At 59.7% G+C, this 21,438-nt stretch carries 23 protein-coding genes and 1 pseudogene; 20 read left to right on the top strand and 4 right to left on the bottom strand.

Translation table 11 applies throughout. From position 1 onward, the window contains the following. Positions 1–124 precede the first annotated feature (124 nt). The 5 genes from BLV61_RS07530 (at position 125) to BLV61_RS07550 (ending at position 2,910) form a co-directional block, all read left to right on the top strand. Positions 125–715 (top strand): cysteine hydrolase family protein, encoded by a 591-nt coding sequence (locus BLV61_RS07530; RefSeq protein ID WP_090463960.1) that lies wholly within the window; start codon positions 125–127, stop codon positions 713–715. Between the two features lie 131 nt (positions 716–846). Next, on the top strand, positions 847–1,167 hold the full coding sequence (locus tag BLV61_RS07535; protein WP_047531638.1) for a hypothetical protein: 321 nt from the start codon (positions 847–849) through the stop codon (positions 1,165–1,167). An 87-nt stretch (positions 1,168–1,254) separates the two neighbouring features. Beyond that, positions 1,255–1,812, top strand: coding sequence for a Smr/MutS family protein (locus tag BLV61_RS07540; protein WP_047531639.1), 558 nt, complete (start codon positions 1,255–1,257; stop codon positions 1,810–1,812). A gap of 77 nt (positions 1,813–1,889) precedes the next feature. Next, positions 1,890–2,435, top strand: a complete 546-nt coding sequence (gene folE / locus BLV61_RS07545) for a GTP cyclohydrolase I FolE (RefSeq protein WP_024076633.1) — start codon at positions 1,890–1,892, stop codon at positions 2,433–2,435. Positions 2,436–2,538: 103 nt separating this feature from the next. Then, complete coding sequence (locus BLV61_RS07550) at positions 2,539–2,910, top strand: glutathione S-transferase N-terminal domain-containing protein (RefSeq protein WP_047531644.1); 372 nt, start codon at positions 2,539–2,541, stop codon at positions 2,908–2,910. 84 nt (positions 2,911–2,994) lie between these two features. Here BLV61_RS07550 and BLV61_RS07555 read toward each other — a convergent pair whose 3' ends face one another. Next, on the bottom strand, positions 2,995–4,161 hold the full coding sequence (locus tag BLV61_RS07555; RefSeq protein ID WP_090463963.1) for an aminotransferase-like domain-containing protein: 1,167 nt from the start codon (positions 4,159–4,161) through the stop codon (positions 2,995–2,997). Between the two features lie 82 nt (positions 4,162–4,243). On the opposite strand from BLV61_RS07555, the gene BLV61_RS07560 reads away from it, so the two are divergent. From BLV61_RS07560 to BLV61_RS07570, 3 genes are all read left to right on the top strand, one after another. After that, positions 4,244–4,690, top strand: coding sequence for a MarR family winged helix-turn-helix transcriptional regulator (locus BLV61_RS07560; RefSeq protein ID WP_090463966.1), 447 nt, complete (start codon positions 4,244–4,246; stop codon positions 4,688–4,690). Positions 4,691–4,987: 297 nt separating this feature from the next. Continuing rightward, positions 4,988–6,337 carry an NCS2 family permease gene (locus BLV61_RS07565; RefSeq protein ID WP_047531652.1) on the top strand — a complete coding sequence of 450 codons (1,350 nt, stop codon included), beginning with the start codon at positions 4,988–4,990 and terminating at the stop codon, positions 6,335–6,337. Between the two features lie 72 nt (positions 6,338–6,409). Further along, positions 6,410–7,036, top strand: coding sequence for a LysE family translocator (locus BLV61_RS07570; protein WP_090463969.1), 627 nt, complete (start codon positions 6,410–6,412; stop codon positions 7,034–7,036). Positions 7,037–7,222: 186 nt separating this feature from the next. On the opposite strand, the gene uraH is transcribed toward BLV61_RS07570, so the two are convergent. After that, positions 7,223–7,576 carry a hydroxyisourate hydrolase gene (gene uraH / locus BLV61_RS07575; RefSeq protein WP_047531657.1) on the bottom strand — a complete coding sequence of 118 codons (354 nt, stop codon included), beginning with the start codon at positions 7,574–7,576 and terminating at the stop codon, positions 7,223–7,225. A 434-nt stretch (positions 7,577–8,010) separates the two neighbouring features. On the opposite strand from uraH, the gene puuE reads away from it, so the two are divergent. The 8 genes and pseudogenes from puuE (at position 8,011) to BLV61_RS07615 (ending at position 16,139) form a co-directional block, all read left to right on the top strand. Beyond that, positions 8,011–8,937, top strand: coding sequence for an allantoinase PuuE (puuE, locus tag BLV61_RS07580; RefSeq protein WP_090463972.1), 927 nt, complete (start codon positions 8,011–8,013; stop codon positions 8,935–8,937). Continuing rightward, a complete protein-coding gene (gene uraD / locus BLV61_RS07585) occupies positions 8,934–9,449 on the top strand; it encodes a 2-oxo-4-hydroxy-4-carboxy-5-ureidoimidazoline decarboxylase (RefSeq protein WP_047531662.1) in 516 nt (171 codons plus the stop codon). Before puuE ends, uraD begins: the two co-directional genes overlap by 4 nt. A gap of 90 nt (positions 9,450–9,539) precedes the next feature. Further along, on the top strand, positions 9,540–10,535 hold the full coding sequence (gene alc, locus BLV61_RS07590; RefSeq protein ID WP_047531665.1) for an allantoicase: 996 nt from the start codon (positions 9,540–9,542) through the stop codon (positions 10,533–10,535). Positions 10,536–10,652: 117 nt separating this feature from the next. Then, positions 10,653–11,156, top strand: coding sequence for an ureidoglycolate lyase (locus BLV61_RS07595; protein ID WP_007988150.1), 504 nt, complete (start codon positions 10,653–10,655; stop codon positions 11,154–11,156). A gap of 50 nt (positions 11,157–11,206) precedes the next feature. Next, positions 11,207–12,508: a urate hydroxylase PuuD gene (locus BLV61_RS07600; RefSeq protein WP_047531672.1), complete on the top strand. Its 1,302-nt coding sequence runs from the start codon at positions 11,207–11,209 to the stop codon at positions 12,506–12,508. 168 nt (positions 12,509–12,676) lie between these two features. After that, on the top strand, positions 12,677–14,029 hold the full coding sequence (locus BLV61_RS07605) for a nucleobase:cation symporter-2 family protein (RefSeq protein WP_090463975.1): 1,353 nt from the start codon (positions 12,677–12,679) through the stop codon (positions 14,027–14,029). A gap of 162 nt (positions 14,030–14,191) precedes the next feature. Beyond that, positions 14,192–14,977, top strand: a pseudogene (locus BLV61_RS07610) (outer membrane protein OmpK). A 376-nt stretch (positions 14,978–15,353) separates the two neighbouring features. Then, complete coding sequence (locus BLV61_RS07615; protein WP_047531679.1) at positions 15,354–16,139, top strand: outer membrane protein OmpK; 786 nt, start codon at positions 15,354–15,356, stop codon at positions 16,137–16,139. Between the two features lie 98 nt (positions 16,140–16,237). On the opposite strand, the gene BLV61_RS07620 is transcribed toward BLV61_RS07615, so the two are convergent. Further along, positions 16,238–17,389 (bottom strand): patatin-like phospholipase family protein, encoded by a 1,152-nt coding sequence (locus tag BLV61_RS07620; RefSeq protein WP_047531682.1) that lies wholly within the window; start codon positions 17,387–17,389, stop codon positions 16,238–16,240. Positions 17,390–17,535: 146 nt separating this feature from the next. Further along, positions 17,536–18,468: a lipid A biosynthesis lauroyl acyltransferase gene (locus BLV61_RS07625; RefSeq protein ID WP_047531685.1), complete on the bottom strand. Its 933-nt coding sequence runs from the start codon at positions 18,466–18,468 to the stop codon at positions 17,536–17,538. Positions 18,469–18,586: 118 nt separating this feature from the next. On the opposite strand from BLV61_RS07625, the gene minC reads away from it, so the two are divergent. From minC to BLV61_RS07645, 4 genes are all read left to right on the top strand, one after another. Then, positions 18,587–19,324 carry a septum site-determining protein MinC gene (gene minC, locus BLV61_RS07630; protein WP_047538957.1) on the top strand — a complete coding sequence of 246 codons (738 nt, stop codon included), beginning with the start codon at positions 18,587–18,589 and terminating at the stop codon, positions 19,322–19,324. 200 nt (positions 19,325–19,524) lie between these two features. Then, positions 19,525–20,337, top strand: coding sequence for a septum site-determining protein MinD (gene minD / locus BLV61_RS07635; RefSeq protein WP_047531687.1), 813 nt, complete (start codon positions 19,525–19,527; stop codon positions 20,335–20,337). A gap of 3 nt (positions 20,338–20,340) precedes the next feature. Next, positions 20,341–20,595: a cell division topological specificity factor MinE gene (gene minE / locus BLV61_RS07640; RefSeq protein ID WP_007974947.1), complete on the top strand. Its 255-nt coding sequence runs from the start codon at positions 20,341–20,343 to the stop codon at positions 20,593–20,595. Positions 20,596–20,787: 192 nt separating this feature from the next. Then, the gene (locus tag BLV61_RS07645; protein WP_047531695.1) at positions 20,788–21,423 is read left to right on the top strand and encodes an RluA family pseudouridine synthase; all 636 of its coding nucleotides are present in this window, start codon (positions 20,788–20,790) and stop codon (positions 21,421–21,423) included. Positions 21,424–21,438 lie beyond the last annotated feature (15 nt).

Genomic DNA, 21,438 nt, shown 5'->3' on the forward strand with positions numbered 1-21,438 from the left:
GAACAAAACGGACCACTTGACAACGCTGCACGCCAGTAACGACGGCGCTTGTAATGGTAGCCATTCACAGAAGCGCTCAGCCAGAGGACAATGTCGCAAAAGCCCCACTCCAAGGAGCCCCAGAATGTCCGTTCCAAAAACGATGTTTCAACTCAGCGGCCGCGGTTATGCAGCAGCCAATCTGAGCCATGCGACGCTTGTGATCATCGATGCCCAGAAAGAATACCTCAACGGTCCATTGGCCCTGAGTGGCATGGACGCTGCCGTCGCGAACATCAAGCAATTGTTGGGCGCTGCCCGCGCCGCCGGCCGCCCGATCGTGCATGTGCGCCACCTCGGCACCGTGGGTGGCCTGTTCGACCCGCAAGGCGAACGCGGCGAGTTCATCCCGGGGCTGGAACCACAGGGCGACGAAACCATCATCGGCAAATTGCTGCCGAGCGCGTTCCACGGCACCCCACTTGAAAAACGCCTGCAGGATCTGGGCGCCCTCGACCTGATTGTCTGCGGTTTCATGAGCCACTCCAGCGTCAGCACCACCGTACGCGCCGCGAAGAACCTGGGCTTCCGTTGCACCCTGGTGGAAGACGCCTGCGCCACCCGCGACTTGCCTTACAAGGGCGGCGTCCTGAGCGCCGAGCACGTCCAGCAGGCCGAAATGGCGATCATGGCAGACAACTTCGCCACCCTCGCCCTGACCCGCGAACTGATCTGATCGACGCTCAATGAGCGGTCTATACCGCCGCTCATCCGCAAAAGTCTCTCGTTAGCCGTAATTGTCTTAGCCTCAGGAACAACCCGGTCAACTCCCGGTCGAAGGGCCGATACCCATTGAGGAAGGTCGGAATGAAGTTATCCGATGGTTTTGACGCTCGCCGCTTGCGGCCCAAAGGCCAAAGCAACTGGCGTTTTCGAATCGGCGCGGCGTTTGCCGCGCTGCTGGCAATGTCCGGTGTGTTACTCGCCATGGCCGGTATCGCCAGCCTGCTCGGCCATGCGCCCGCCCTGGGCGAGGTGAACACCAACCGCGCCGGTGCGGCGGTGATTCTGGTGATTGGCCTGTTCGTGCTGTACCTCGGTGTCTGGCTCTGGCGTCGTAGCCGTCGTCGCTCGCGCCAGTCGCGAGAGCTGGCCATGTCCCCGCATTTGATGAAAAAACACGACTGAACCCGCGCTCCCACCGAACGCGCGTGTTTTGTCGCGCGCCCATTCGCCTGGAGTTGGGTAAACTGGCCGCCCTTCGCGGAGGCTGACATGCAAGACGACGATTTTTCCCTGTTCAAAAGTGCGATCCAAGGCGTCAAGCCGATCAAGCACGATCGCGCCGAAACCGGCAAACCCAAGGCTGACCGCGCACAGATCGCCAAGCTGCGTCAGGCCGCAACCGTGCGCACCGACGCCACCACCGTCGACGGACTCTCCGATCAGTTCGTCATCGATGTCGGCCCGGAAGACGAGTTGATGTGGGCGCGCGACGGTGTGCAGGAAAGCCAGATGCGCAAGCTCAAGATCGGCCAGATTCCGTTCGAAGGCAGCCTCGACCTGCACGGCATGAGCGTGGAAAAGGCCCGGGAAACCCTCTGGGCCTTTCTGGCCGAAGCGACCAAATTCGAAATCCGCTGCGTGCGCGTCACCCACGGCAAGGCCGTGCGCCTGGACGGTAAGCGGCCAATGATCAAAAGCCACGTCAATACGTGGTTGCGCCAGCATACGCAGGTACTTGGCTTCACCTCGTGCCAGCCCAGACATGGCGGCGCCGGTGCCGTGTATGTGATGCTCAAACGAACCATGATGGAAGGTCGAGACGAGTAAAGCTGATGCGTCATGCTTGCAGCGTCGTGTCCGCCACCGTACCCTTGCCCTTTGCGTAAAATCCCACAGGTAGTTTCATGTCCCTGGAACAGAATTACACCGAGATCCTTGGCCAACTGGGCGAGGACGTCTCCCGCGAAGGCCTGCTCGACACGCCGAAACGTGCCGCCAAAGCCATGCAGTACCTTTGCCGCGGTTATGAACAGACGCTCGAAGAAGTCACCAACGGTGCCTTGTTCAGCTCCGACAACAGCGAAATGGTGCTGGTCAAGGACATCGAGCTGTACTCGTTGTGCGAGCACCACCTGCTGCCGTTCATCGGCAAGGCCCATGTCGCCTACATCCCGAGCGGCAAGGTCCTGGGGTTGTCGAAAGTCGCGCGGATCGTCGATATGTACGCCCGCCGCCTGCAGATCCAGGAAAACCTCAGCCGCCAGATCGCCGACGCGGTCCAGCAAGTCACCGGCGCCCTGGGCGTTGCGGTGGTGATTGAGGCCAAGCACATGTGCATGATGATGCGCGGCGTGGAAAAGCAAAATTCGTCGATGATCACCTCGGTGATGCTCGGTGAGTTCCGCGAGAACGCCGCGACTCGCAGCGAATTCCTCAGCCTCATCAAGTAATTCGCAGCACGAAAAAAACCGGTATTCATCGCCGGTTTTTTTTCGTCCGCGAAAATCAGGTAAGCTGCGCGCCCTTCATTTTTCGCTTCGTGAGGCTTTCAACGTGTTCGTAAAAGCGCTTCGTGTCGGCCTTGGCCAACTGATCATCTTCATCGACTTTCTCACTCGCCCCGGCAAAAAGCAGCGCCCGGCCGAGGCTCAGGCCCAGGTCAACAGCGCCGCCAAGGACCTGACCCTGTATCAATTCCACGCCTGCCCGTTCTGTGTGAAAACCCGCCGTACCCTGCGCCGCCTGAATGTGCCGGTGGCTTTGCGCGATGCGAAGAATAACGAACAGGATCGCCAGACCCTGCTGGAGCAAGGCGGCAAGATCAAGGTGCCGTGCCTGCGCATCGAAGAGAATGGCCAAACCACCTGGATGTATGAGTCCAAGGTGATCATTGACTATCTGGATAAGCGCTTCGCTGCGGCCTGAAAAACTTCAGCGGGACTGACGACCCCAGTCCCTACCTATCTTCAGGCAAAAAATAAACCGGCCCTTGCGCCGGTTTATTGGTTTTCAGGCTGCTTGCGCCGCCTGCGCCTGACGCACCACCGCCGCCAACCGCTTGAGCCCTTCATCCAGCCGCGCCGGGTCGATGTGGCTGAAATTCAACCGAAGATGCCCGGGGTTGTTGTCGGGATCCGGGAAGAACGGCTCGCCCGGCATGAACGCCACATCGTTGGCCAACGCCGTATGGAGCAAGGTTCGGGTATCCAATGGCTGCTTGAGGGTGAGCCAGAAAAACAGCCCGCCTTGGGGCACATTCCAGTCCGCCAGATCGGCAAAATGGGTTTCCAGGGCCGCCTGAAACGCGTCCCGACGCTCCCGGTAGAAATCGCGCAACTCACTCAGGTGCCGCTGGAATTTTTCGCTGCCTATCCACTGTTGGGCTTGCCACTGGCCGACGCGGTTGGTGTGCAGATCCGCCGACTGCTTGAGTTTCAACAAGTGCGCAAACAAGTCCGGGCTGGCGATCAGATAACCGACGCGCAGCCCCGGCAGCAGGGTTTTCGACACGGTGCCGGTGTAAATCCAGCTGGCCTTTTTCAGGCGACTGACGATCGGCGTCGCACTGCCACCGTCGAAGGTCAGTTCGCGGTAAGGCTCGTCTTCGATCAGGGTCACGCCAAACTCGTCGAGCAACGCCGCCACGCCATCGCGCTTGGCTTCGCTATAGCGCACAGCCGATGGATTCTGGAACGTCGGGATCAGGTAGATGAATGCCGGACGGTGTTTTTCCAGACGGGTGCGCAATTGCGCCAGGTCCGGACCATCGGCTTGCAGCGGCACGGTCAGGCACTCGGCACCGAACAGTTGGAAGATTTGCAGTGCCGCCAGGTAGGTCGGCGCTTCGAGCAGGATCTCGGTGCCCTTGTCGATGTAGAGCTTGGCCGCCAGGTCGAGGGTCTGCTGCGAGCCACTGACCACCAGCACCTGGCTCGCCTGGCACGGCACCCCCAGCGCCCGGGCTTCGGCAGCCAGCATCTCGCGCAGTGCCGGTTCGCCTTCGCTCATGCCGTATTGGCCAATGCTCAGCGGCATCTGATCCCATTCGACCTTTGGCAACATGGCTTCGGCCGGCAACCCGCCGGCAAACGACATCACTTGCGGGCGCTGGGCGGCAGCGAGGATTTCACGGATCAGAGAACTTTTAAGGCGCGAGACACGTTCGGAAAAAGCCATGGGGATCACCGGTAGCGAGGCCAGAGGGAAATGAGTCAAACTTGTTGACCAAAATTACGTCAGCCTGAGCAGATACGTCAATATGCTTGACCTTAAAAACCCGATATCCCAGCAACAAGCCATGGAAGCGTTTTTCTTCGGTTATCAGGCCTTCACCGCCAAGGCCGACGAAATGCTTGCGCGTCGAGGCTTGAGCCGCGTGCACCAACGCATTGTGTTTTTCATCGCACGCTACCCGAACTTGAGTGTGACGCAGTTGCTGGCCTTGCTGGGCGTGAGCAAGCAGGCGCTGAACATGCCGCTGCGCCAATTGCTGGAAATGCATCTGGTGAACAGCGTCGCGTCCGAGACCGACAAGCGTAAACGCCTGCTGGAATTGACCGCCGAGGGTGCGCGGTTTGAGCAGGCGCTGCGTCGTGAGCAGGTGAAGTTGTTGGAAAGGGTGTTTGCCGACGCCGGGGAAGCGGCGGTGAATGGGTGGTTGGCGGTGAATATGGCTCTTGGGAAAAGTCAGGCTGTTGTTGATTGACTGTTCTGCCCTTATCGCCAGCAGGCTGGCTCCCACCGTGATTTATGGCGAGCACAAAACCTGTGGGAGCCAGCCTGCTGGCGATGAGCCCCGCGAAGGCCATATATCCCTATTGCCAAACTTTTCGTCTACAAAACAAAAAACAATATTTGCTTTATTTGTACACAAAAGCATAATCCACCTCGTGCGAGTTCCTGACCAAGCAGTCAACAAATTCGCAAGTGCCTCAAAGGGCCGCTGCCACCCTCTCGGGTCCGGCCCAGGAAATAACAATAAAACTCTTGAGGAGTATTCGCTGTGGAAAGCCGCAAATCCGAAGCATCGACGCTGGATCTCTCGCCGCCTTTACGCAATGGCTGGCTGGAGCGCATCTTTAAACTCAGCTTGCATGGCACCACGGTGAAGACCGAGTTGATTGCCGGTCTGACTACCTTTATCACGATGGCTTACATCATCTTCGTCAACCCCAACATCATGGCCGACGCCGGGATCGATCACGGCGCGGCGTTCGTCGCCACCTGCATCGCCGCCGCACTCGGTTGCCTGCTGATGGGCCTGTATGCCAACTGGCCCGTCGGCCTGGCGCCGGGCATGGGCCTGAACGCCTTCTTCACCTACACCGTGGTCGGCACCATGGGCTACAACTGGGAAACCGCTCTCGGTGCGGTGTTCGTGTCCGGTGTGCTATTCATGATCCTGACCTTCTCGCGCGTGCGCGAATGGCTGCTCAACAGCATTCCGGTGAGCCTTCGCTTCGCCATGGGTGCGGGTGTGGGCCTGTTCCTGGGACTGATCGGTTTGAAAACCGCCGGCATCATCGTCGACAGCCCCGCCACCCTGATCAAACTGGGTTCCCTGCGCGAGCCCGGCCCGCTGCTGGCCGCCATCTGCTTTCTGATGATCGCCGTGCTCAGCTACCACAAAGTGTTCGGCGCGATCCTCATCAGCATCATCACCGTGACCCTGGCCGGTTGGGGCCTGGGCCTGGTGCATTACGAAGGGATCATGTCGGCACCGCCGAGCCTGGCCCCGACCTGGATGGCGATGAACCTCGCGGGTGTGTTCAACGTCAGCATGATCAGCGTGGTGCTGGCCTTCCTCTTCGTGCACATGTTCGACACCGCCGGCACCTTGATGGGCGTGGCGCAGCGCGCCAACCTGGTCAACGCCGATGGCCGCATCGAAAACCTCTCCCGCGCCATGAAAGCCGACAGTGCCTCCAGCGTATTCGGCGCGATCGTGGGTGTTCCCCCTGTCACCAGCTACGTGGAAAGTGCCGCGGGTGTAGCAGCTGGTGGTCGGACTGGTCTTACCGCAGTGACCGTAGGTGTGCTATTTATTGCAGCCATGTTCTTCGCCCCGCTGGCCGGCATGATTCCCGCCTACGCCACCGCAGGCGCACTGATTTACGTGGCCATGCTGATGATGGGTGGCATGAAGCACATTGAGTGGGACGAAGCGACCGACAGCATTCCGGCGATCGTCACCGCCATCATGATGCCCCTGACCTTTTCGGTCGCTGACGGTATCGCGCTGGGCTTCATCACCTACGTGGTCCTGAAGGCCGGCACTGGCAAGTACAAGGAAATTTCCGCGAGTCTGTGGGTGCTCTGCGCGATCTTCATCGCCAAGTTCATCTTCTTGTAGACCTTACGCGGTACGCGCTTCAAACCAGCCTCACCCCGTCGGGTGAGGCTTTTGTGCAAATGGAGGAAAGTGATGAGTCTGGAAACCTGGCTGCTGTTCAGCGGCGCTGCGCTGGTGGTGATCCTGATACCGGGGCCACTGTCTTTGCTGATGATCAGCAACAGTTTGAATTACGGCCTGGTGCGTTCCTACCCGGCCTTTCTCGGCGGCGTGATGGCCTCGATTGGCCTGCTGAGCGCTTCGGCGCTGGGTCTGGGCGCGCTGCTGCTGGCGTCGGAGCATTTGTTCAGCGCACTGAAGATCGTCGGAGCGCTGTACCTGTTCTACCTCGCCTGGCAGAGCTGGCAGCAATCGCGTCAACCGTCCCATGGTGCCGAAGTGCCCCAATCGGCCCCGGTGCCACGCTTTCGTGCCCTGTTCGGGCGTGCCTTCATGCTGGGCGCAAGCAACCCGAAAGACATTCTGTTCTTCGCCGCTTTCCTGCCGCAGTTCTTGAGCGCCGAGCAGCCGTTCCTCCCACAGTTGCTGGTGATGATTGCCACCTGGACCGTGCTGGACCTGCTGTGCAAGTTGGCTTACGGGCTGGGTGCCCATGGTGCGGCGCGGTATCTGCGCAGTGGCAAGGGACAGAGCTGGTTTAACCGGATCAGTGCCGGGTTGTTCAGTGGCGCGGGGGCAGCGTCCCTGCTCAGCCGTTAAGAGCTTCGCTGGCAAGCCAGCTCCCACAGGTCGTGCGAATTCCTTGTAGGAGCTGGCTTGCCGGCGAAAGCGCCAGCACAGGCACCACTTTTCTCCAGGCGAAAAAAAGCCCGCAGTGTGAGCGGGCGAAAGACCAAAGAAGCTATATGCGCAGTCGCTTCCAGGTTGAGGCAGCTGCTTGGGGGATCAGCTGCCGCGATACGTGGAGTAGCTGTAGGGCGAAATGAGCAAGGGCACGTGATAGTGGTCCTGCTCCGCAGAAATGCCAAAACGCAGCACCACCACATCCAGGAACGCCGGTTCCGGCAGTTGAACGCCACGGGCGCGGTAGTAATCGCCCGCATGGAACTGAATCTGATAGACCCCGGTGCGGTAGTCATCACCTTGCAACAACGGTGCATCGACACGGCCATCGCTGTTGGTTATCGCGCTGGCGACCCATTCCAGCTGCGAACCTTCAACACGGTACAACTCGACCTTGATCGAGCTGCCCGGGCAGCCATGTGCAGCGTCCAAAACATGTGTAGTCAAACGTCCCATTGATTCTGCGCGCCTGGCTGCGTGGAGCAGTCAGACCTCGCGCCTCCCGAAGTCAGTTGAAAAGGAGACCGCACCGTTTCGGAGCACGAAAAGCTGCGGCGAGCGATTGATTAAGACACTTTTCAAAAAAATTGTACACAATAAAAACGACATTTTTACGGCGAGCAGCGCCCTCCATGGATTTCCCGGCGGTTAACTGGCAAACCACAGGCTGGTTGATCTCTCCAGCCATTAGCTGACCAATCAGGCAGGTTTCTTGCAGGATGGGATCAAGCGCGCGGAAAGATGACCGTTAATGAAAAATGCAAAAAATCAGGCTTACAAAGTGAATATAAAGTTGTATACAATCAGCCCATCGCTGTGACGCCAGCCTGTCTTTCCACTTCAGGCACGCCACACCACCCTGACCGCCACGAATAAGAAGGAAGACTGCAGTGAGCGCTGACTACCCACGCGACCTGATCGGTTACGGCAGTAACCCTCCTCATCCACACTGGCCGGGCAATGCCCGCATCGCCTTGTCCTTCGTGCTCAATTACGAAGAAGGCGGCGAGCGCAACATCCTGCACGGCGACAAAGAATCCGAAGCCTTCCTGTCTGAAATGGTCTCGGCGCAGCCGCTGCAAGGCGCGCGCAACATGAGCATGGAGTCGCTGTACGAGTATGGCAGCCGTGCCGGCGTCTGGCGGATTCTGAAACTGTTCAAGGAATTCGACATTCCGCTGACCATCTTCGCCGTGGCAATGGCCGCCCAGCGCCACCCGGACGTGATCCGCGCCATGGTCGATGCCGGCCACGAGATCTGCAGCCACGGCTACCGCTGGATCGACTACCAGTACATGGATGAAGCCCAGGAACGCGAGCACATGCTCGAAGCGATCCGCATCCTCACCGAAATCACCGGCGAACGCCCGCTGGGCTGGTACACCGGCCGCACCGGCCCGAACACCCGTCGCCTGGTGATGGAAGAAGGCGGTTTCCTCTACGACTGCGACACCTACGACGACGACCTGCCCTACTGGGAACCGAACAACCCGACCGGCAAGCCGCACCTGGTGATCCCGTACACCCTGGACACCAACGACATGCGCTTCACCCAGGTCCAGGGTTTCAACAAGGGCGACGACTTCTTCGAATACCTGAAAGACGCGTTCGACGTGCTGTACGCCGAAGGCGCCGACGCTCCGAAGATGCTGTCAATCGGCCTGCACTGCCGCCTGATTGGCCGTCCGGCGCGTCTGGCCTCGCTCAAGCGCTTTATCGAATACGCTAAAAGTCATGAACAGGTGTGGTTTAGCCGGCGCGTCGACATCGCACGCCACTGGCAAGCAACCCATCCGTACCAAGGGGCTGCCAAATGAGCACCTTTCAATCCATCAAGCCATCGACCCTGAGCCGCGACGCTTTCGTCAGCGTGTTCGCCGATATCTACGAACATTCGCCATGGGTGGCCGAAAAAGCCTTCGAGCTGGGCCAGGACGCTTCGATCGACGAGATCGAAACCCTGCACCAGCGCATGAGCGACATCCTGTTGAGTGCTGATCAGCAAAGCCAGCTGGCCCTGATCAACGCTCACCCGGACCTGGCCGGCAAAGCCGCCGTCCAGGGCCAATTGACCGAAGCCAGCACCCATGAACAGGCTGGCGCCGGTATTCACCAATGCACGGCCGAAGAGTTCCAGCGCTTCACCGAGCTGAACGACGCCTACAAAGCCAAGTTCAAGTTTCCCTTCATCATGGCGGTAAAAGGCAGCAACCGGCATCAGATCCTCGCGGCGTTCGAAACGCGCATTCACAACTCGGTCGACACCGAATTCAAGTGCGCGCTGGCGGAGATCAACAAGATCGCCCTGTTCCGATTACTGACCCTATAGCGATCCTGGCCCGAGAAACCTCATGAACGCTTGCGTTTCCCAGGGCCCCGAGAGCATCCCAAGCCAACTTATTAAAGGCAGACAAGAAGAATGAAAGCTTACGCCGTACCTTTCGAGAAGTTCGTCAACCTGGCCGACGCCCGCCTGGGCACCAAAATCATCTCGGTCACCGATGACTGGTTCGCAGACGCCAATCGTCTGTTCCAACCGACCCCGGCCGTCTGGAAGGAGGGCGTGTTCGATGACAACGGCAAGTGGATGGACGGCTGGGAATCGCGCCGCAAGCGCTTCGAAGGCTATGACAGCGCAGTGATCCGCCTGGGCGTGCCGGGCTCGATCAAAGGCGTCGACATCGACACTTCATTCTTCACCGGCAACTTCCCGCCGTCGGCCTCCCTGGAAGCCTGCTTCCTGGCCGAAGGCGAGCCAGACGAAAACACCCAGTGGACTGAAGTGCTGTCCGCCGTCGAACTGCAAGGCAACAGCCACCACTACCACGAAATCAACAACGACCAGGCCTTCAGCCACCTGCGTTTCAACATCTACCCGGACGGCGGTGTAGCCCGTCTGCGCGTGTACGGTATCCCGTTCCGTGACTGGTCCGCTGTGGGCGACAACGAGCAAGTCGACCTGGCTGCAGCCCTCAACGGTGGCCGCGCCCTCGCCTGCTCCGACGAACACTTCGGTCGCATGAGCAACATCCTCAACCCGGGCCGTGGCATCAACATGGGCGACGGCTGGGAAACCGCGCGTCGCCGTACACCGGGCAATGACTGGGTGATCGTCGCACTGGGCCACCCGGGCGAAATCGAGAAAATCATCGTCGATACCCTGCACTTCAAGGGCAACTACCCGGACAGCTGCTCGATCCAGGGCGCCTTCGTCAAGGGCGGTACCGACAGCCAGATCGAAACCCAATCGCTGTTCTGGCGCGAACTGCTGCCAAGCCAGAAGCTGGAAATGCACGCCGAACATACCTTCGCCGAGCAGATCAAGGCACTGGGCCCGATCACCCACATCCGCCTGAACGTGTTCCCGGACGGTGGTGTGAGCCGCCTGCGTGTCTTGGGCAAGGTCGCTAAATAAGCGTTGAACCCAATCGCCAGCAGGCTGGCTCCCACGGGGAACTGCATTCCAAATAGGGGAGCTGGCTTGCCAGCGATGACGACAGAACCAACAACACAGAATTCGGATAAGAACAGCATGCGCACACTGACGATTGAACCGCTGACCAAAGAAGCCTTCGCCCCTTTCGGTGACGTCATCGAGACCGACGGCAGCGATCACTTCATGATCAACAACGGTTCGACCATGCGCTTCCATAAACTGGCGACGGTGGAAACCGCCACGCCAGAGGACAAGGCGATCATCAGCATCTTCCGCGCCGACGCGCAGGACATGCCGCTGACCGTCAGCATGCTGGAGCGTCATCCGCTGGGCAGCCAGGCTTTCATTCCGCTGCTCGGCAACCCCTTTCTGATCGTGGTCGCGCCACTTGGCGATGAACCTGTATCAGGCTTGGTCCGCGCCTTCGTCACCAACGGCAGGCAGGGCATTAATTACCATCGCGGCGTCTGGCACCACCCGGTGCTGACGATCGAAAAGCGGGATGACTTCCTGGTGGTTGATCGCAGTGGCACAGGCAATAACTGCGATGAGCATTTTTTCAAAGAGGATGAGCGTTTGATCCTCGCCCCCCACCAATAAGAGAAGGTCTGATCACTCGACAACAGAGTGACAGGCGAGAGGTAAAGACTGTGGAAGCACATCTGTTGGAATGGCTGAACCTGAGCGTGCGCTGGGTTCATATGATTACTGGTGTGGCCTGGATCGGCGCATCGTTCTACTTCGTCTGGCTGGAAAACAACCTCAATCGGGTCAACCCGAAAAGTGGTCTGGCCGGTGATTTGTGGGCGATCCATGGCGGCGGTATCTACCACCTGGAAAAATACAAACTGGCCCCACCGACCATGCCGGACAACCTGCACTGGTTCAAATGGGAAGCCTACTTCACCTGGATGTCAGGGATCGCGCTGCTGTGCGTGGTGTTCTACTCCAACCCGACGCTCTACCTGCTGGCCCCCGGCAGCACCCTGAGCGGCCCTGAAGGCGTGGCCATCGGCATCGGCTCGCTGTTCATCGGCTGGTTCGTCTACTCCTTCCTGTGCGACTCGGCCCTGGGCAAACGCCCTGCCCTGCTCGGCTTCATCCTGTTCGTGCTGATCATTGGCGCCGCTTACGGCTTCAGCAAGGTGTTCAGCGGTCGTGGTGCGTACCTGCACGTCGGCGCGATCATCGGCACCATCATGGTCGGTAACGTGTTCCGCATCATCATGCCGGCGCAACGGGCACTGGTGGCGGCGATTGCCGAGAACCGCACGCCCGACCCGGCGCTGCCAGCCAAAGGCTTGCTGCGTTCGCGTCACAACAACTACTTCACCTTGCCGGTGCTGTTCATCATGATCAGCAACCACTTCCCGAGCACCTACGGCAGCCAATACAACTGGCTGATCCTGGCCGGGATCGCGGTGCTGGCGGTGTTGGTGCGTCACTACTTCAACACCCGTCACGACAGCCACAAGTTTGCCTGGACCTTGCCTGTGGCAGCGGTCGGCATGATCAGCCTGGCCTACGTCACCGGCCCTGCGCCGATGACCAGCCCGGACGTGGCCAAGGCGCCTGCGAAGATCGAATACCAGCCGCTGCCGGAAACAGCATTGGGTGGTGGTTTGAAACCCGCCGAAGCCAAACCTGCAGAAGCACCGGCCCCCGCACCGGCGCAAGCGTCGAATGCCGGTCCTGGCTTCAACAAGGTGCACAGCGTGATTCAGGAACGTTGCGCGGTTTGCCACTCGGCCAAACCGACCAGCCCGCTGTTCAGCGCGGCCCCGGCCGGTGTGATGTTCGACACCCCCGAGCAGATCCGCCAGAACGCTGCGCGTATCCAGGCTCAGGCCGTCGCCAGCCAGATCATGCCCCTGGGCAACATCACCAAGATGACCCAGCAGGAACGCGACCTGATCGGCGCCTGGATCGTTCAGGGCGCCCAGACCAACTAATCGTTAAAAGCATCGCTGGCAAGCCAGCTCCCACAGGGTTTTGCACTGCCTGTGTGGGAGCTGGCTTGCCAGCGATTGGCCGCAACGCGGTTTACCTGATGCAAAGAAACAGCTGTGAGCAACCCGGCAGCTGTAAATCACAAGAATAAAAAAGATCCGAGGTGTTGCATGTCCGAGCTCTCCAAAGCGCGCATCCCCGACGCACCCGCCATTCAGCGTTTGCCCCTTTTGCAACTGATCCTGGTCGGTCTGCAACATGTTCTGCTGATGTACGGTGGCGCCATCGCGGTGCCGTTGATCATCGGACAGGCCGCTGGCCTGAGTCGTGAAGAAATCGCCTTTCTGATTAACGCCGACCTGCTGGTGGCCGGCATTGCCACCATCGTTCAGTCGCTCGGCATCGGTCCCGTGGGCATTCGCATGCCCGTGATGATGGGCGCCAGTTTCGCCGCCGTCGGCAGCATGTTCGCCATGGCCGGCATGCCCGGTATCGGCTTGCAAGGGATCTTCGGTGCGACCATCGCCGCCGGGTTCTTCGGCATGATCATCGCCCCGTTCATGTCCAAGGTCGTACGCTTCTTTCCGCCGCTGGTGACCGGCACGGTCATCACCTCGATCGGTTTGTCGCTGTTCCCCGTCGCCGTGAACTGGGCCGGAGGCGGTGCTGCGGCCAGCCAGTTCGGCTCGCCGATTTACCTGACCATCGCCGCGCTGGTGCTGGGCACCATTTTGCTGGTACATCGCTTCATGCGCGGCTTCTGGGTCAACATTTCCGTGCTGATCGGCATGTGCCTGGGCTACATACTCTGCGGCCTGCTCGGCATGGTCGACCTCAGTGGCATGACCCAGGCCCCGTGGCTGCAGTTCGTTACCCCGCTGCACTTCGGCATGCCGAAATTCGAGCTCGCGCCGATTCTTTCAATGTGCCTGGTGGTGGTGATTATTTTCGTCGAGTCCACCGGGATGTTCCTGGCCCTGGGCAAGATCACCGGCCAGGATGTCTGCCCACGCATGCTGCGTCGCGGCTTGTTGTGCGATGCCGGCGCTTCGTTCTTCGCCGGTTTCTTCAACACCTTCACTCACTCCTCCTTCGCCCAGAACATCGGCCTGGTGCAGATGACCGGCGTGCGTTGCCGATCGGTGACCATCGTTGCCGGCGGCTTGCTGATCGTCCTCAGCCTGTTGCCCAAAGCCGCGTTCCTGGTGGCGTCGATTCCGCCAGCGGTGCTCGGCGGCGCCGCCATTGCGATGTTCGGCATGGTTGCCGCGACCGGGATCAAGATTCTTCAGGAAGCCGATATCGCTGACCGTCGCAACCAGCTGCTGGTAGCGGTCAGCATCGGCATGGGCCTGATCCCGGTGGTGCGTCCTGAGTTCTTTGCCCACCTGCCGGTGTGGATGAGCCCGATCACCCACAGCGGTATCGCCATGGCCACGCTCAGCGCGCTGACCTTGAACCTGCTGTTCAACATCCTCGGCGGCGCCGAACGCGCAGCCATCAACGACTGCCACGCCCACTGACAGGTACCCCCCCTGTAGGAGCGAGCCTGCTCGCGATGGTCGTCAACGATAACGCGTGCATCCAGGATGAACGCGTTGTCCTTGAGGTTTTCGCGAGCAGGCTCGCTCCTACAAGGGCGCGGTTGCCTGCGCCTGAAAAATAAAAACAAGAAGGAGCAACAGATGATTCGTACCCAGAAAACCATGATGTTGGGCGGTGGCCTTCTGGCCGCCAGCCAGGCCATGGCCGGCGATTTACTGCTGTGGCAAACCAACAGCCTGAGCTATCTGTATGGCAAGGATTTCGCGGTCAACCCGCCGATTCAGCAGACAGTGACCTTCGAGCACGCCGATCGCTGGAAGTACGGCGACAACTTCCTGTTCATCGACAGCACCTACTACAACGGCGAAAAAGACCGAAACAAGGGCGTTCACGCCTACTACGGCGAATTCAGCCCGCGCCTCTCGTTCGGCAAAATCCTCGACCGCCGCTTCGAACTCGGCCCGATCAAGGACGTATTGCTCGCCATGACCTACGAGAATGGCGAAGACGACACCGAAGCTTATTTGATCGGCCCCGGTTTCGATCTCAAGGTGCCCGGATTCAACTATGTGACCCTGAACTTCTACCGCCGCCACACCGAAGGTTCACGGCCCGGCGATGGGGTCTAGCAAATCACACCAGGCTGGTCCTATACCCTTCCATTGGGCAATTCGAGCCTGTTGATCGACGGCTACATCGACTGGGTCGTGGACAACGACCAGAACTCACACGGCACCTACCACGCCAACCTGCACTTCAACCCGCAGATCAAATACGACCTGGGCAAAGCCTTGGGTTGGCGCGAAAAACAGGTGTATGTCGGGGCCGAGTACAGTTATTGGAAAGACAAATACGGCATCGAGAACAGCTCCAGACTCGACACCCATGAAAACACCACCAGCCTGCTGGTGAAGGTGCATTTCTAAGATGGCCCGCAATCGTGCCCCAGACCTGCCGTCGGTGCGCTGTTGCGGGGCACTTGAGACCTGGCCGAGGAGTCAGTATTCTCCGCGGCCGCCTGAATCCGCTTTAAAAAAAAGCCCGGATTTAATTCCTGACCAGAAAGCCAACTTATCCCGGCGCTGGACGGTACCAAGGCATCCCCAATCCCCTCTCAATCGACTGTTCTTGAGCAGCCGAGCGGGAGTTTTTTTGCTTTTCGAATGCCTTGGCGCAGCTTTTGCTAACAGCACTAAAGCTGACCGATTGGATGATTTTTATCGCTACAGAAAAAGGCGCCACACCAGAGCGTCGACCTTAAAAAAATAACGTGGAACCACTGACATTTTTGGGAGCAACCGAATGAAACGTACGTGCACTAGCCTGATGCTGGCCGGATCGATGCTGGCAGGGGGCCAGGCCATGGCCGGCGATTTGCTGCAATGGCAGAACAACAGCCTGACCTATCTGTATGGCAAGGACTTCCAGGTCAACCCGCGCATTCAGCAGACAGTGACCTTCGAACACGCCGATGGCTGGAAATACGGCGACAACTTCATGTTCGTCGACAAGATTTTCTACAACGGCAAGGAAGACAGTTACGCCGGCTCGAACACCTACTACGGTGAAATCAGCCCGCGGCTGTCGTTCGGCAAAATCTTCGATCAGAAACTCGAGTTGGGTCCGATCAAAGACGTGTTGCTCGCCATGACTTACGAGTTCGGTGAAAACGATACCGAGTCCTACCTGATCGGTCCCGGTTTCGACCTGGCCATCCCCGGTTTCGACTACTTCCAGTTGAACTTCTACAACCGCCACACCGAAGGCAGCCGTGCGGGCGACAACGTCTGGCAGATCACGCCCGTCTGGTCCTACACCATTGCGGTGGGCGACTCGGACGTACTGATCGACGGCTACATGGACTGGGTGGTCGATAACGACAAGAACGCCAAAGGCACCTACCACGCCAACCTGCACTTTAATCCGCAGATCAAATACGACCTGGGCAAAGCGCTGAATTTCGGCGCGAAACAGTTGTATGTGGGTGTTGAGTACGATTATTGGAAAGACAAGTACGGCATTGAAGACAGCCAGTACTTCAAGACCGACCAGAGCGTGACCAGCTTCCTGGTGAAGTTCCACTTCTGATCCTGTAGGAGCGAGCCTGCTCGCGATGGATCAGAGAGCGCCACGGGGTGTCAGGCTCCCAGCGTCATCGTTAACGTCCATCGCGAGCAGGCTCGCTCCTACAACCCGAGAAACCGGCGCAGCTCTTCCTTCTTGGCCAACGCGTCCCGCCGCCCCAAATCAATCAGCTCGCTGCAATACCCCGCCTCGAACAGCAGATAACTCAGGACCCCCGCCCCACTGGTCTTTGTCGCACCCGGCCCGCGCAGGAACAGGCGCAACGCCGCAGGCAATTCCTGGCGATGGCGCGCGGCGATCTCGTCTATGGGCTGGCTCGGAGAAATCACCAGCACCTCCACCGGCGCCACGCCCAGCGCCCGGGTTGGCGTACCGTCTGGCAACAAATGACTGAACTGATTCAATCGCTGCAGCAGTTCGATGTCGCTTTCCAGGCTGTCAATGAACGTACTGTTGAGCATGTGCCCGCCGATCTGCGCCAGGGTTGGCTGTTGACCGGTGTAGGCACGTTGCAGTGGCTGCTCGGGGTCGACCCCGCGCGGGTTGCCGCTGACGCCCACCACCAGTACTCGACTGGCGCCCAGGTGCAGCGCCGGACTGATGGGGGCCGATTGGCGCACCGCACCATCGCCGAAATACTCCTCGCCGATTTTCACCGGGGCGAACAGAAGAGGAATGGCCGAGCTGGCCAACAAATGATCAACGGACAACTGGGTGGGAATGCCGATCCGCCGATGGCGCAGCCAGGAGTCGATGGTGCCGCCCCCTTGATAGAAGGTCACAGCCTGGCCTGACTCATATCCGAAGGCGGTGACGGCCACCGCATGCAACTGCTTTTGCGCGATGGCTTCGGCAATGCCGTCCATCTGCAATCTGTCGTGGAGCAGCCTGCGCAACGGCGAGCTATTAACCAGGGCCACCGGGACCCGGGCGCCAAGGCCCAGCAAGCTGTGACTGACGAAGCGGCTGGCCTGGTGGATCACCCCCGGCCAGTCACTGCGCAGCACCAGATGACTGCGAAAGCCTTGCCAGAACGCCGTCAGGCGTTCGATGGCCGCGCGAAAATCCGTCGCGCCGCTGGCCAGGCTGACCGCGTTGATCGCCCCGGCGGAAGTGCCGACGATCACCGGAAACGGATTGTCCGCGCCCAACGGCAACAACTCGGCAATCGCCGCCAGGACGCCGACCTGATAGGCCGCCCGCGCCCCACCGCCGGAAAGAATCAACCCTGTAACCGGTTCCCTTGGACTCATGCACAACGCTCCATGGTGCTTTATGGGATGTCACTGCAGGAGCGAGCCTGCTCGCCGAGGTCGTCAACGATAACGCCGGGGGGCTGACACCCCACGGCGCTCTCAGGCTTTTCGCGAGCAGGCTCGCTCCTACAGGAGATCGTGCTTCAACCGCGTTTGGCGTACAGCTTGGGCTCGCCGGGTGGGCGGCTCTTGAAGCGGCGATGGGCCCAGAGGTATTGCTCCGGACATTCGCGCAAGACGCCTTCGATCCACTGGTTGATCCGCAGGCAGTCGGCCTCTTCGGTTTCGCCGGGGAAGCCTTCGAGCGGTGCATGAATCACCAGGCGATAACCGCTGCCGTCCGCCAGGCGTTCCTGGGTGAACGGCACGACCAGGGCCTTGCCCAGCCGCGCAAACTTGCTGGTGGCGGTGACAGTCGCCGCCTGAATGCCGAACAACGGTACAAAAATACTCTGCTTGGCGCCGTAATCCTGATCGGGCGCGTACCAGATCGCCCGGCCCGCCCGAAGCAGTTTGAGCATGCCGCGCACGTCATCACGCTCCACTGCCAGCGAATCGAGGTTGTGCCGCTCACGGCCACGGCGCTGGACGTAGTCGAACAACGGGTTTTTGTGTTCGCGGTACATGCCGTCGATGGTGTGCTGCTGGCCCAGCAATGCCGCGCCTATTTCCAGCGTGGTGAAATGCAGCGCCATCAGGATCACGCCCTTGCCGTCGCGCTGGGCCTCTTTCAAATGCTCCAGCCCTTCGACATGGGCCAGCTTCGCCAGACGCTTGCGTGACCACCACCAGCTCATGGCCATTTCGAAAAAGGCGATGCCGGTGGAGGCGAAATTTTCCTTGAGCAGGCGTTTGCGCTCGGCAGCGGTCTTTTCAGGGAAACACAGCTCAAGATTGCGCTTGGCGATGCGCCGTCGGTCGCCGGCCACCCGATACATGAACGCGCCCAGCACACGACCGATCCACAACAATGCCGGATACGGCAACTGCACAATCAGCCACAACAGCCCCAGGCCGCACCACAGCGGCCAGAAGCGCGGAGAAAGAAAGGTTGTTCGAAAACGCGGGCGATCCATTAAAGGTTCCGAAAAGACGATGGCCGCGCATTCTACATCGTTCGACCCGGCTTGCGGCCTGCGGGCGTTCTCGTTATAAGTCTCGGCACTTTTAGTGACAAGTCGTTGTATGCCGACCATGAGCCAAACCGAACCGCTAGACCAAGATCCCGTGTTCCAGCTGAAGGGCAGCATGCTCGCCATTACGGTGCTGGAACTGGCCCGTAACGACCTCGAAAGCCTTGACCGGCAACTGGCCGCCAAGGTCGCCCAGGCGCCGAACTTCTTCAGCAACGCGCCGCTGGTACTGGCCCTGGACAAACTGCCGGCCAACGAAGGCTCCGTCGACTTGCCGGGGCTGATGCGCGTCTGCCGCCAGCATGGTCTGCGCACCCTGGCGATCCGCGCCAACCGCATCGAAGACATCGCGGCCGCCATTGCCGTCGATCTGCCCGTGTTGCCGCCCTCCGGCGCCCGTGAACGACCGCTGGACCTGAACGAAGGCGTGGTGGTGAAAAAACCGGAAAAACCACCGGAGCCGACCATCAAGCCGACGAAAATCATCACCTCGCCGGTGCGCGGTGGTCAGCAGATCTATGCCCAGGGCAGTGACCTGGTAGTGATCTCGTCGGTCAGCCCCGGCGCGGAACTTCTCGCCGATGGCAACATCCATGTATACGGCCCCATGCGTGGCCGTGTGCTGGCCGGGGTCAAAGGCGACACGAAAGCCAGGATTTTCTGTCAGCAAATGAGCGCTGAACTGGTCTCCATCGCCGGTCATTACAAGGTTTCCGAGGACTTGCGTCGCGACCCTCTATGGGGTTCGGGCGTACAGGTCAGCCTGTCGGGCGACGTGTTGAACATCATTCGGCTTTAACGGATACTGCCGCATTTTCCAAGCATCTCTAAAACGTAGCGAAAACGGCTCAAACGAAGTAGGAAAAAGGTCGAAAGCAGTGTTTACCGGGGGTAAACGCCGCCAGGTACCGGGTTCCAGCCAAGGCTGTCCGACTGCAGTAGTTTTCAAGAGATGTTTTTCAGGGGCTAAAAGTCCTTTTTCCTTAGGGGTGAAACACCTTGGCCAAGATTCTCGTGGTTACATCCGGCAAGGGTGGTGTGGGTAAGACCACCACCAGCGCCGCTATCGGTACAGGCCTCGCTTTGCGCGGTCACAAAACAGTTATCGTCGACTTCGACGTCGGCCTGCGTAACCTCGACTTGATCATGGGTTGCGAGCGCCGCGTGGTGTATGACTTCGTCAACGTCGTCAACGGCGAAGCCAATCTGCAACAGGCCCTGATCAAAGACAAGCGCCTGGAAAACCTCTACGTCCTGGCCGCCAGCCAGACCCGCGACAAAGACGCGCTGACCGTTGAAGGCGTGGAAAAAGTCCTGATGGAGCTCAAGGAACAGTTTGAGTTCGTCGTCTGCGACTCCCCGGCCGGCATCGAAAAAGGCGCCCACCTGGCCATGTACTTCGCTGACGAAGCGATTGTCGTGACCAACCCGGAAGTGTCCTCGGTTCGTGACTCCGACCGCATGCTCGGCCTGCTGGCCAGCAAGTCCCGTCGTGCCGAACAAGGTCAGGATCCGATCAAGGAACACCTGCTGATTACCCGTTACAACCCGGAGCGTGTGAGCAAAGGCGAAATGCTCGGCGTGGAAGACGTCAAGGAAATCCTCTCGGTGACCCTGCTCGGCGTGATCCCGGAATCCCAGGCGGTGCTCAAGGCATCCAACCAGGGCGTGCCGGTGATTCTCGACGACCAGAGCGATGCCGGCCAGGCCTACAGCGATACCGTTGATCGCCTGCTGGGCAAGTCCGTGAATCATCGATTCCTCGATGTACAGAAGAAGGGATTCTTCGAGCGCCTGTTTGGAGGCAACTAAGCAATGAACCTTTTTGACTTCTTTCGTGCCAACAAAAAGCAAAGCACCGCGTCGGTAGCGAAAGAGCGTCTACAGATCATCGTGGCGCACGAACGCGGCCAACGCAGCACCCCGGACTACCTGCCGGCCTTGCAGAAGGAACTGGTCGAGGTGATCCGCAAGTACGTCAATATCGGGTCCGATGACGTGCACGTCGCACTGGAAAGCCAGGGCAGCTGCTCGATTCTGGAACTCAACATCACCCTGCCAGATCGCTGAGTCGATCCGGCAGGAGCCACGGCGGCTCGATCATTCGAAACGCCTTCCCTGTGGGAGCTGGCTTGCCAGCGATAGCATCAACGCGTTGTGACAGTCAGACCGCGTTGCCTGCATCGCCAGCAAGCCGGCTCCCACAGAGAGGGGCGTATGAATGATCGAGCCGCCGTTGGCGTTTGTAACGAGGCTGTTTTAATGCCGTTGTCCAATATTCACATCCTTCACCAGGACGCCGCCGTGCTGGTGGTGAACAAGCCGACCCTGTTGCTTTCCGTCCCCGGCCGGGCCGACGACAACAAGGACTGTCTGATCACCCGTCTGCAAGAAAATGGCTACCCGGAAGCGCGAATCGTCCACCGACTGGATTGGGAAACATCCGGCATCATTCTGCTGGCCCGTGACCCGGACACTCATCGCGAGCTGTCCCGGCAGTTTCACGACCGCGAAACCGAAAAAGCCTACACCGCACTGTGCTGGGGTCAGCCGGAACTCGACAGCGGCAGCATCGATTTGCCACTGCGCTACGACCCACCGACCAAGCCACGTCATGTGGTCGACCATGAATTCGGCAAACACGCCCTGACGTTCTGGCGTGTGCTGGAGCGTTGCGGCGACTGGTGCCGCGTCGAGCTGACGCCCATCACCGGTCGCTCTCACCAACTGCGCGTGCACATGCTGTCCATCGGCCATCCGTTACTGGGCGACGGGCTTTACGCCCATGAGCAGGCACTGGCCGCCTGGCCGCGACTGTGCCTGCATGCGAGCATGCTCAGCTTCACCCATCCCCAGACCGGTGAACGCCTGCGTTTCGAGTGCCCGGCACCGTTCTGAACCACGGGCGCAAAA

The organism is Pseudomonas mohnii (assembly GCF_900105115.1).
GTDB lineage: Bacteria > Pseudomonadota > Gammaproteobacteria > Pseudomonadales > Pseudomonadaceae > Aquipseudomonas > Aquipseudomonas mohnii.

Excerpts from the sequence above, each read along its gene's own strand:
- BLV61_RS07620 (WP_047531682.1), bottom strand. The coding sequence starts at position 17,389 with ATGAGTCCAAGGGAACCGGTTACAGGGTTGATTCTTTCCGGCGGTGGG.
- BLV61_RS07625 (WP_047531685.1), bottom strand. The coding sequence starts at position 18,468 with ATGGATCGCCCGCGTTTTCGAACAACCTTTCTTTCTCCGCGCTTCTGG.
- BLV61_RS07560 (WP_090463966.1), top strand. The coding sequence starts at position 4,244 with ATGCTTGACCTTAAAAACCCGATATCCCAGCAACAAGCCATGGAAGCG.
- BLV61_RS07615 (WP_047531679.1), top strand. The coding sequence starts at position 15,354 with ATGAAACGTACGTGCACTAGCCTGATGCTGGCCGGATCGATGCTGGCA.
- BLV61_RS07570 (WP_090463969.1), top strand. The coding sequence starts at position 6,410 with ATGAGTCTGGAAACCTGGCTGCTGTTCAGCGGCGCTGCGCTGGTGGTG.
- BLV61_RS07535 (WP_047531638.1), top strand. The coding sequence starts at position 847 with ATGAAGTTATCCGATGGTTTTGACGCTCGCCGCTTGCGGCCCAAAGGC.
- minC (WP_047538957.1), top strand. The coding sequence starts at position 18,587 with ATGAGCCAAACCGAACCGCTAGACCAAGATCCCGTGTTCCAGCTGAAG.
- folE (WP_024076633.1), top strand. The coding sequence starts at position 1,890 with ATGTCCCTGGAACAGAATTACACCGAGATCCTTGGCCAACTGGGCGAG.
- BLV61_RS07540 (WP_047531639.1), top strand. The coding sequence starts at position 1,255 with ATGCAAGACGACGATTTTTCCCTGTTCAAAAGTGCGATCCAAGGCGTC.
- uraD (WP_047531662.1), top strand. The coding sequence starts at position 8,934 with ATGAGCACCTTTCAATCCATCAAGCCATCGACCCTGAGCCGCGACGCT.
- BLV61_RS07595 (WP_007988150.1), top strand. The coding sequence starts at position 10,653 with ATGCGCACACTGACGATTGAACCGCTGACCAAAGAAGCCTTCGCCCCT.
- BLV61_RS07645 (WP_047531695.1), top strand. The coding sequence starts at position 20,788 with ATGCCGTTGTCCAATATTCACATCCTTCACCAGGACGCCGCCGTGCTG.
- BLV61_RS07530 (WP_090463960.1), top strand. The coding sequence starts at position 125 with ATGTCCGTTCCAAAAACGATGTTTCAACTCAGCGGCCGCGGTTATGCA.
- minE (WP_007974947.1), top strand. The coding sequence starts at position 20,341 with ATGAACCTTTTTGACTTCTTTCGTGCCAACAAAAAGCAAAGCACCGCG.
- BLV61_RS07555 (WP_090463963.1), bottom strand. The coding sequence starts at position 4,161 with ATGGCTTTTTCCGAACGTGTCTCGCGCCTTAAAAGTTCTCTGATCCGT.
- BLV61_RS07605 (WP_090463975.1), top strand. The coding sequence starts at position 12,677 with ATGTCCGAGCTCTCCAAAGCGCGCATCCCCGACGCACCCGCCATTCAG.
- alc (WP_047531665.1), top strand. The coding sequence starts at position 9,540 with ATGAAAGCTTACGCCGTACCTTTCGAGAAGTTCGTCAACCTGGCCGAC.
- uraH (WP_047531657.1), bottom strand. The coding sequence starts at position 7,576 with ATGGGACGTTTGACTACACATGTTTTGGACGCTGCACATGGCTGCCCG.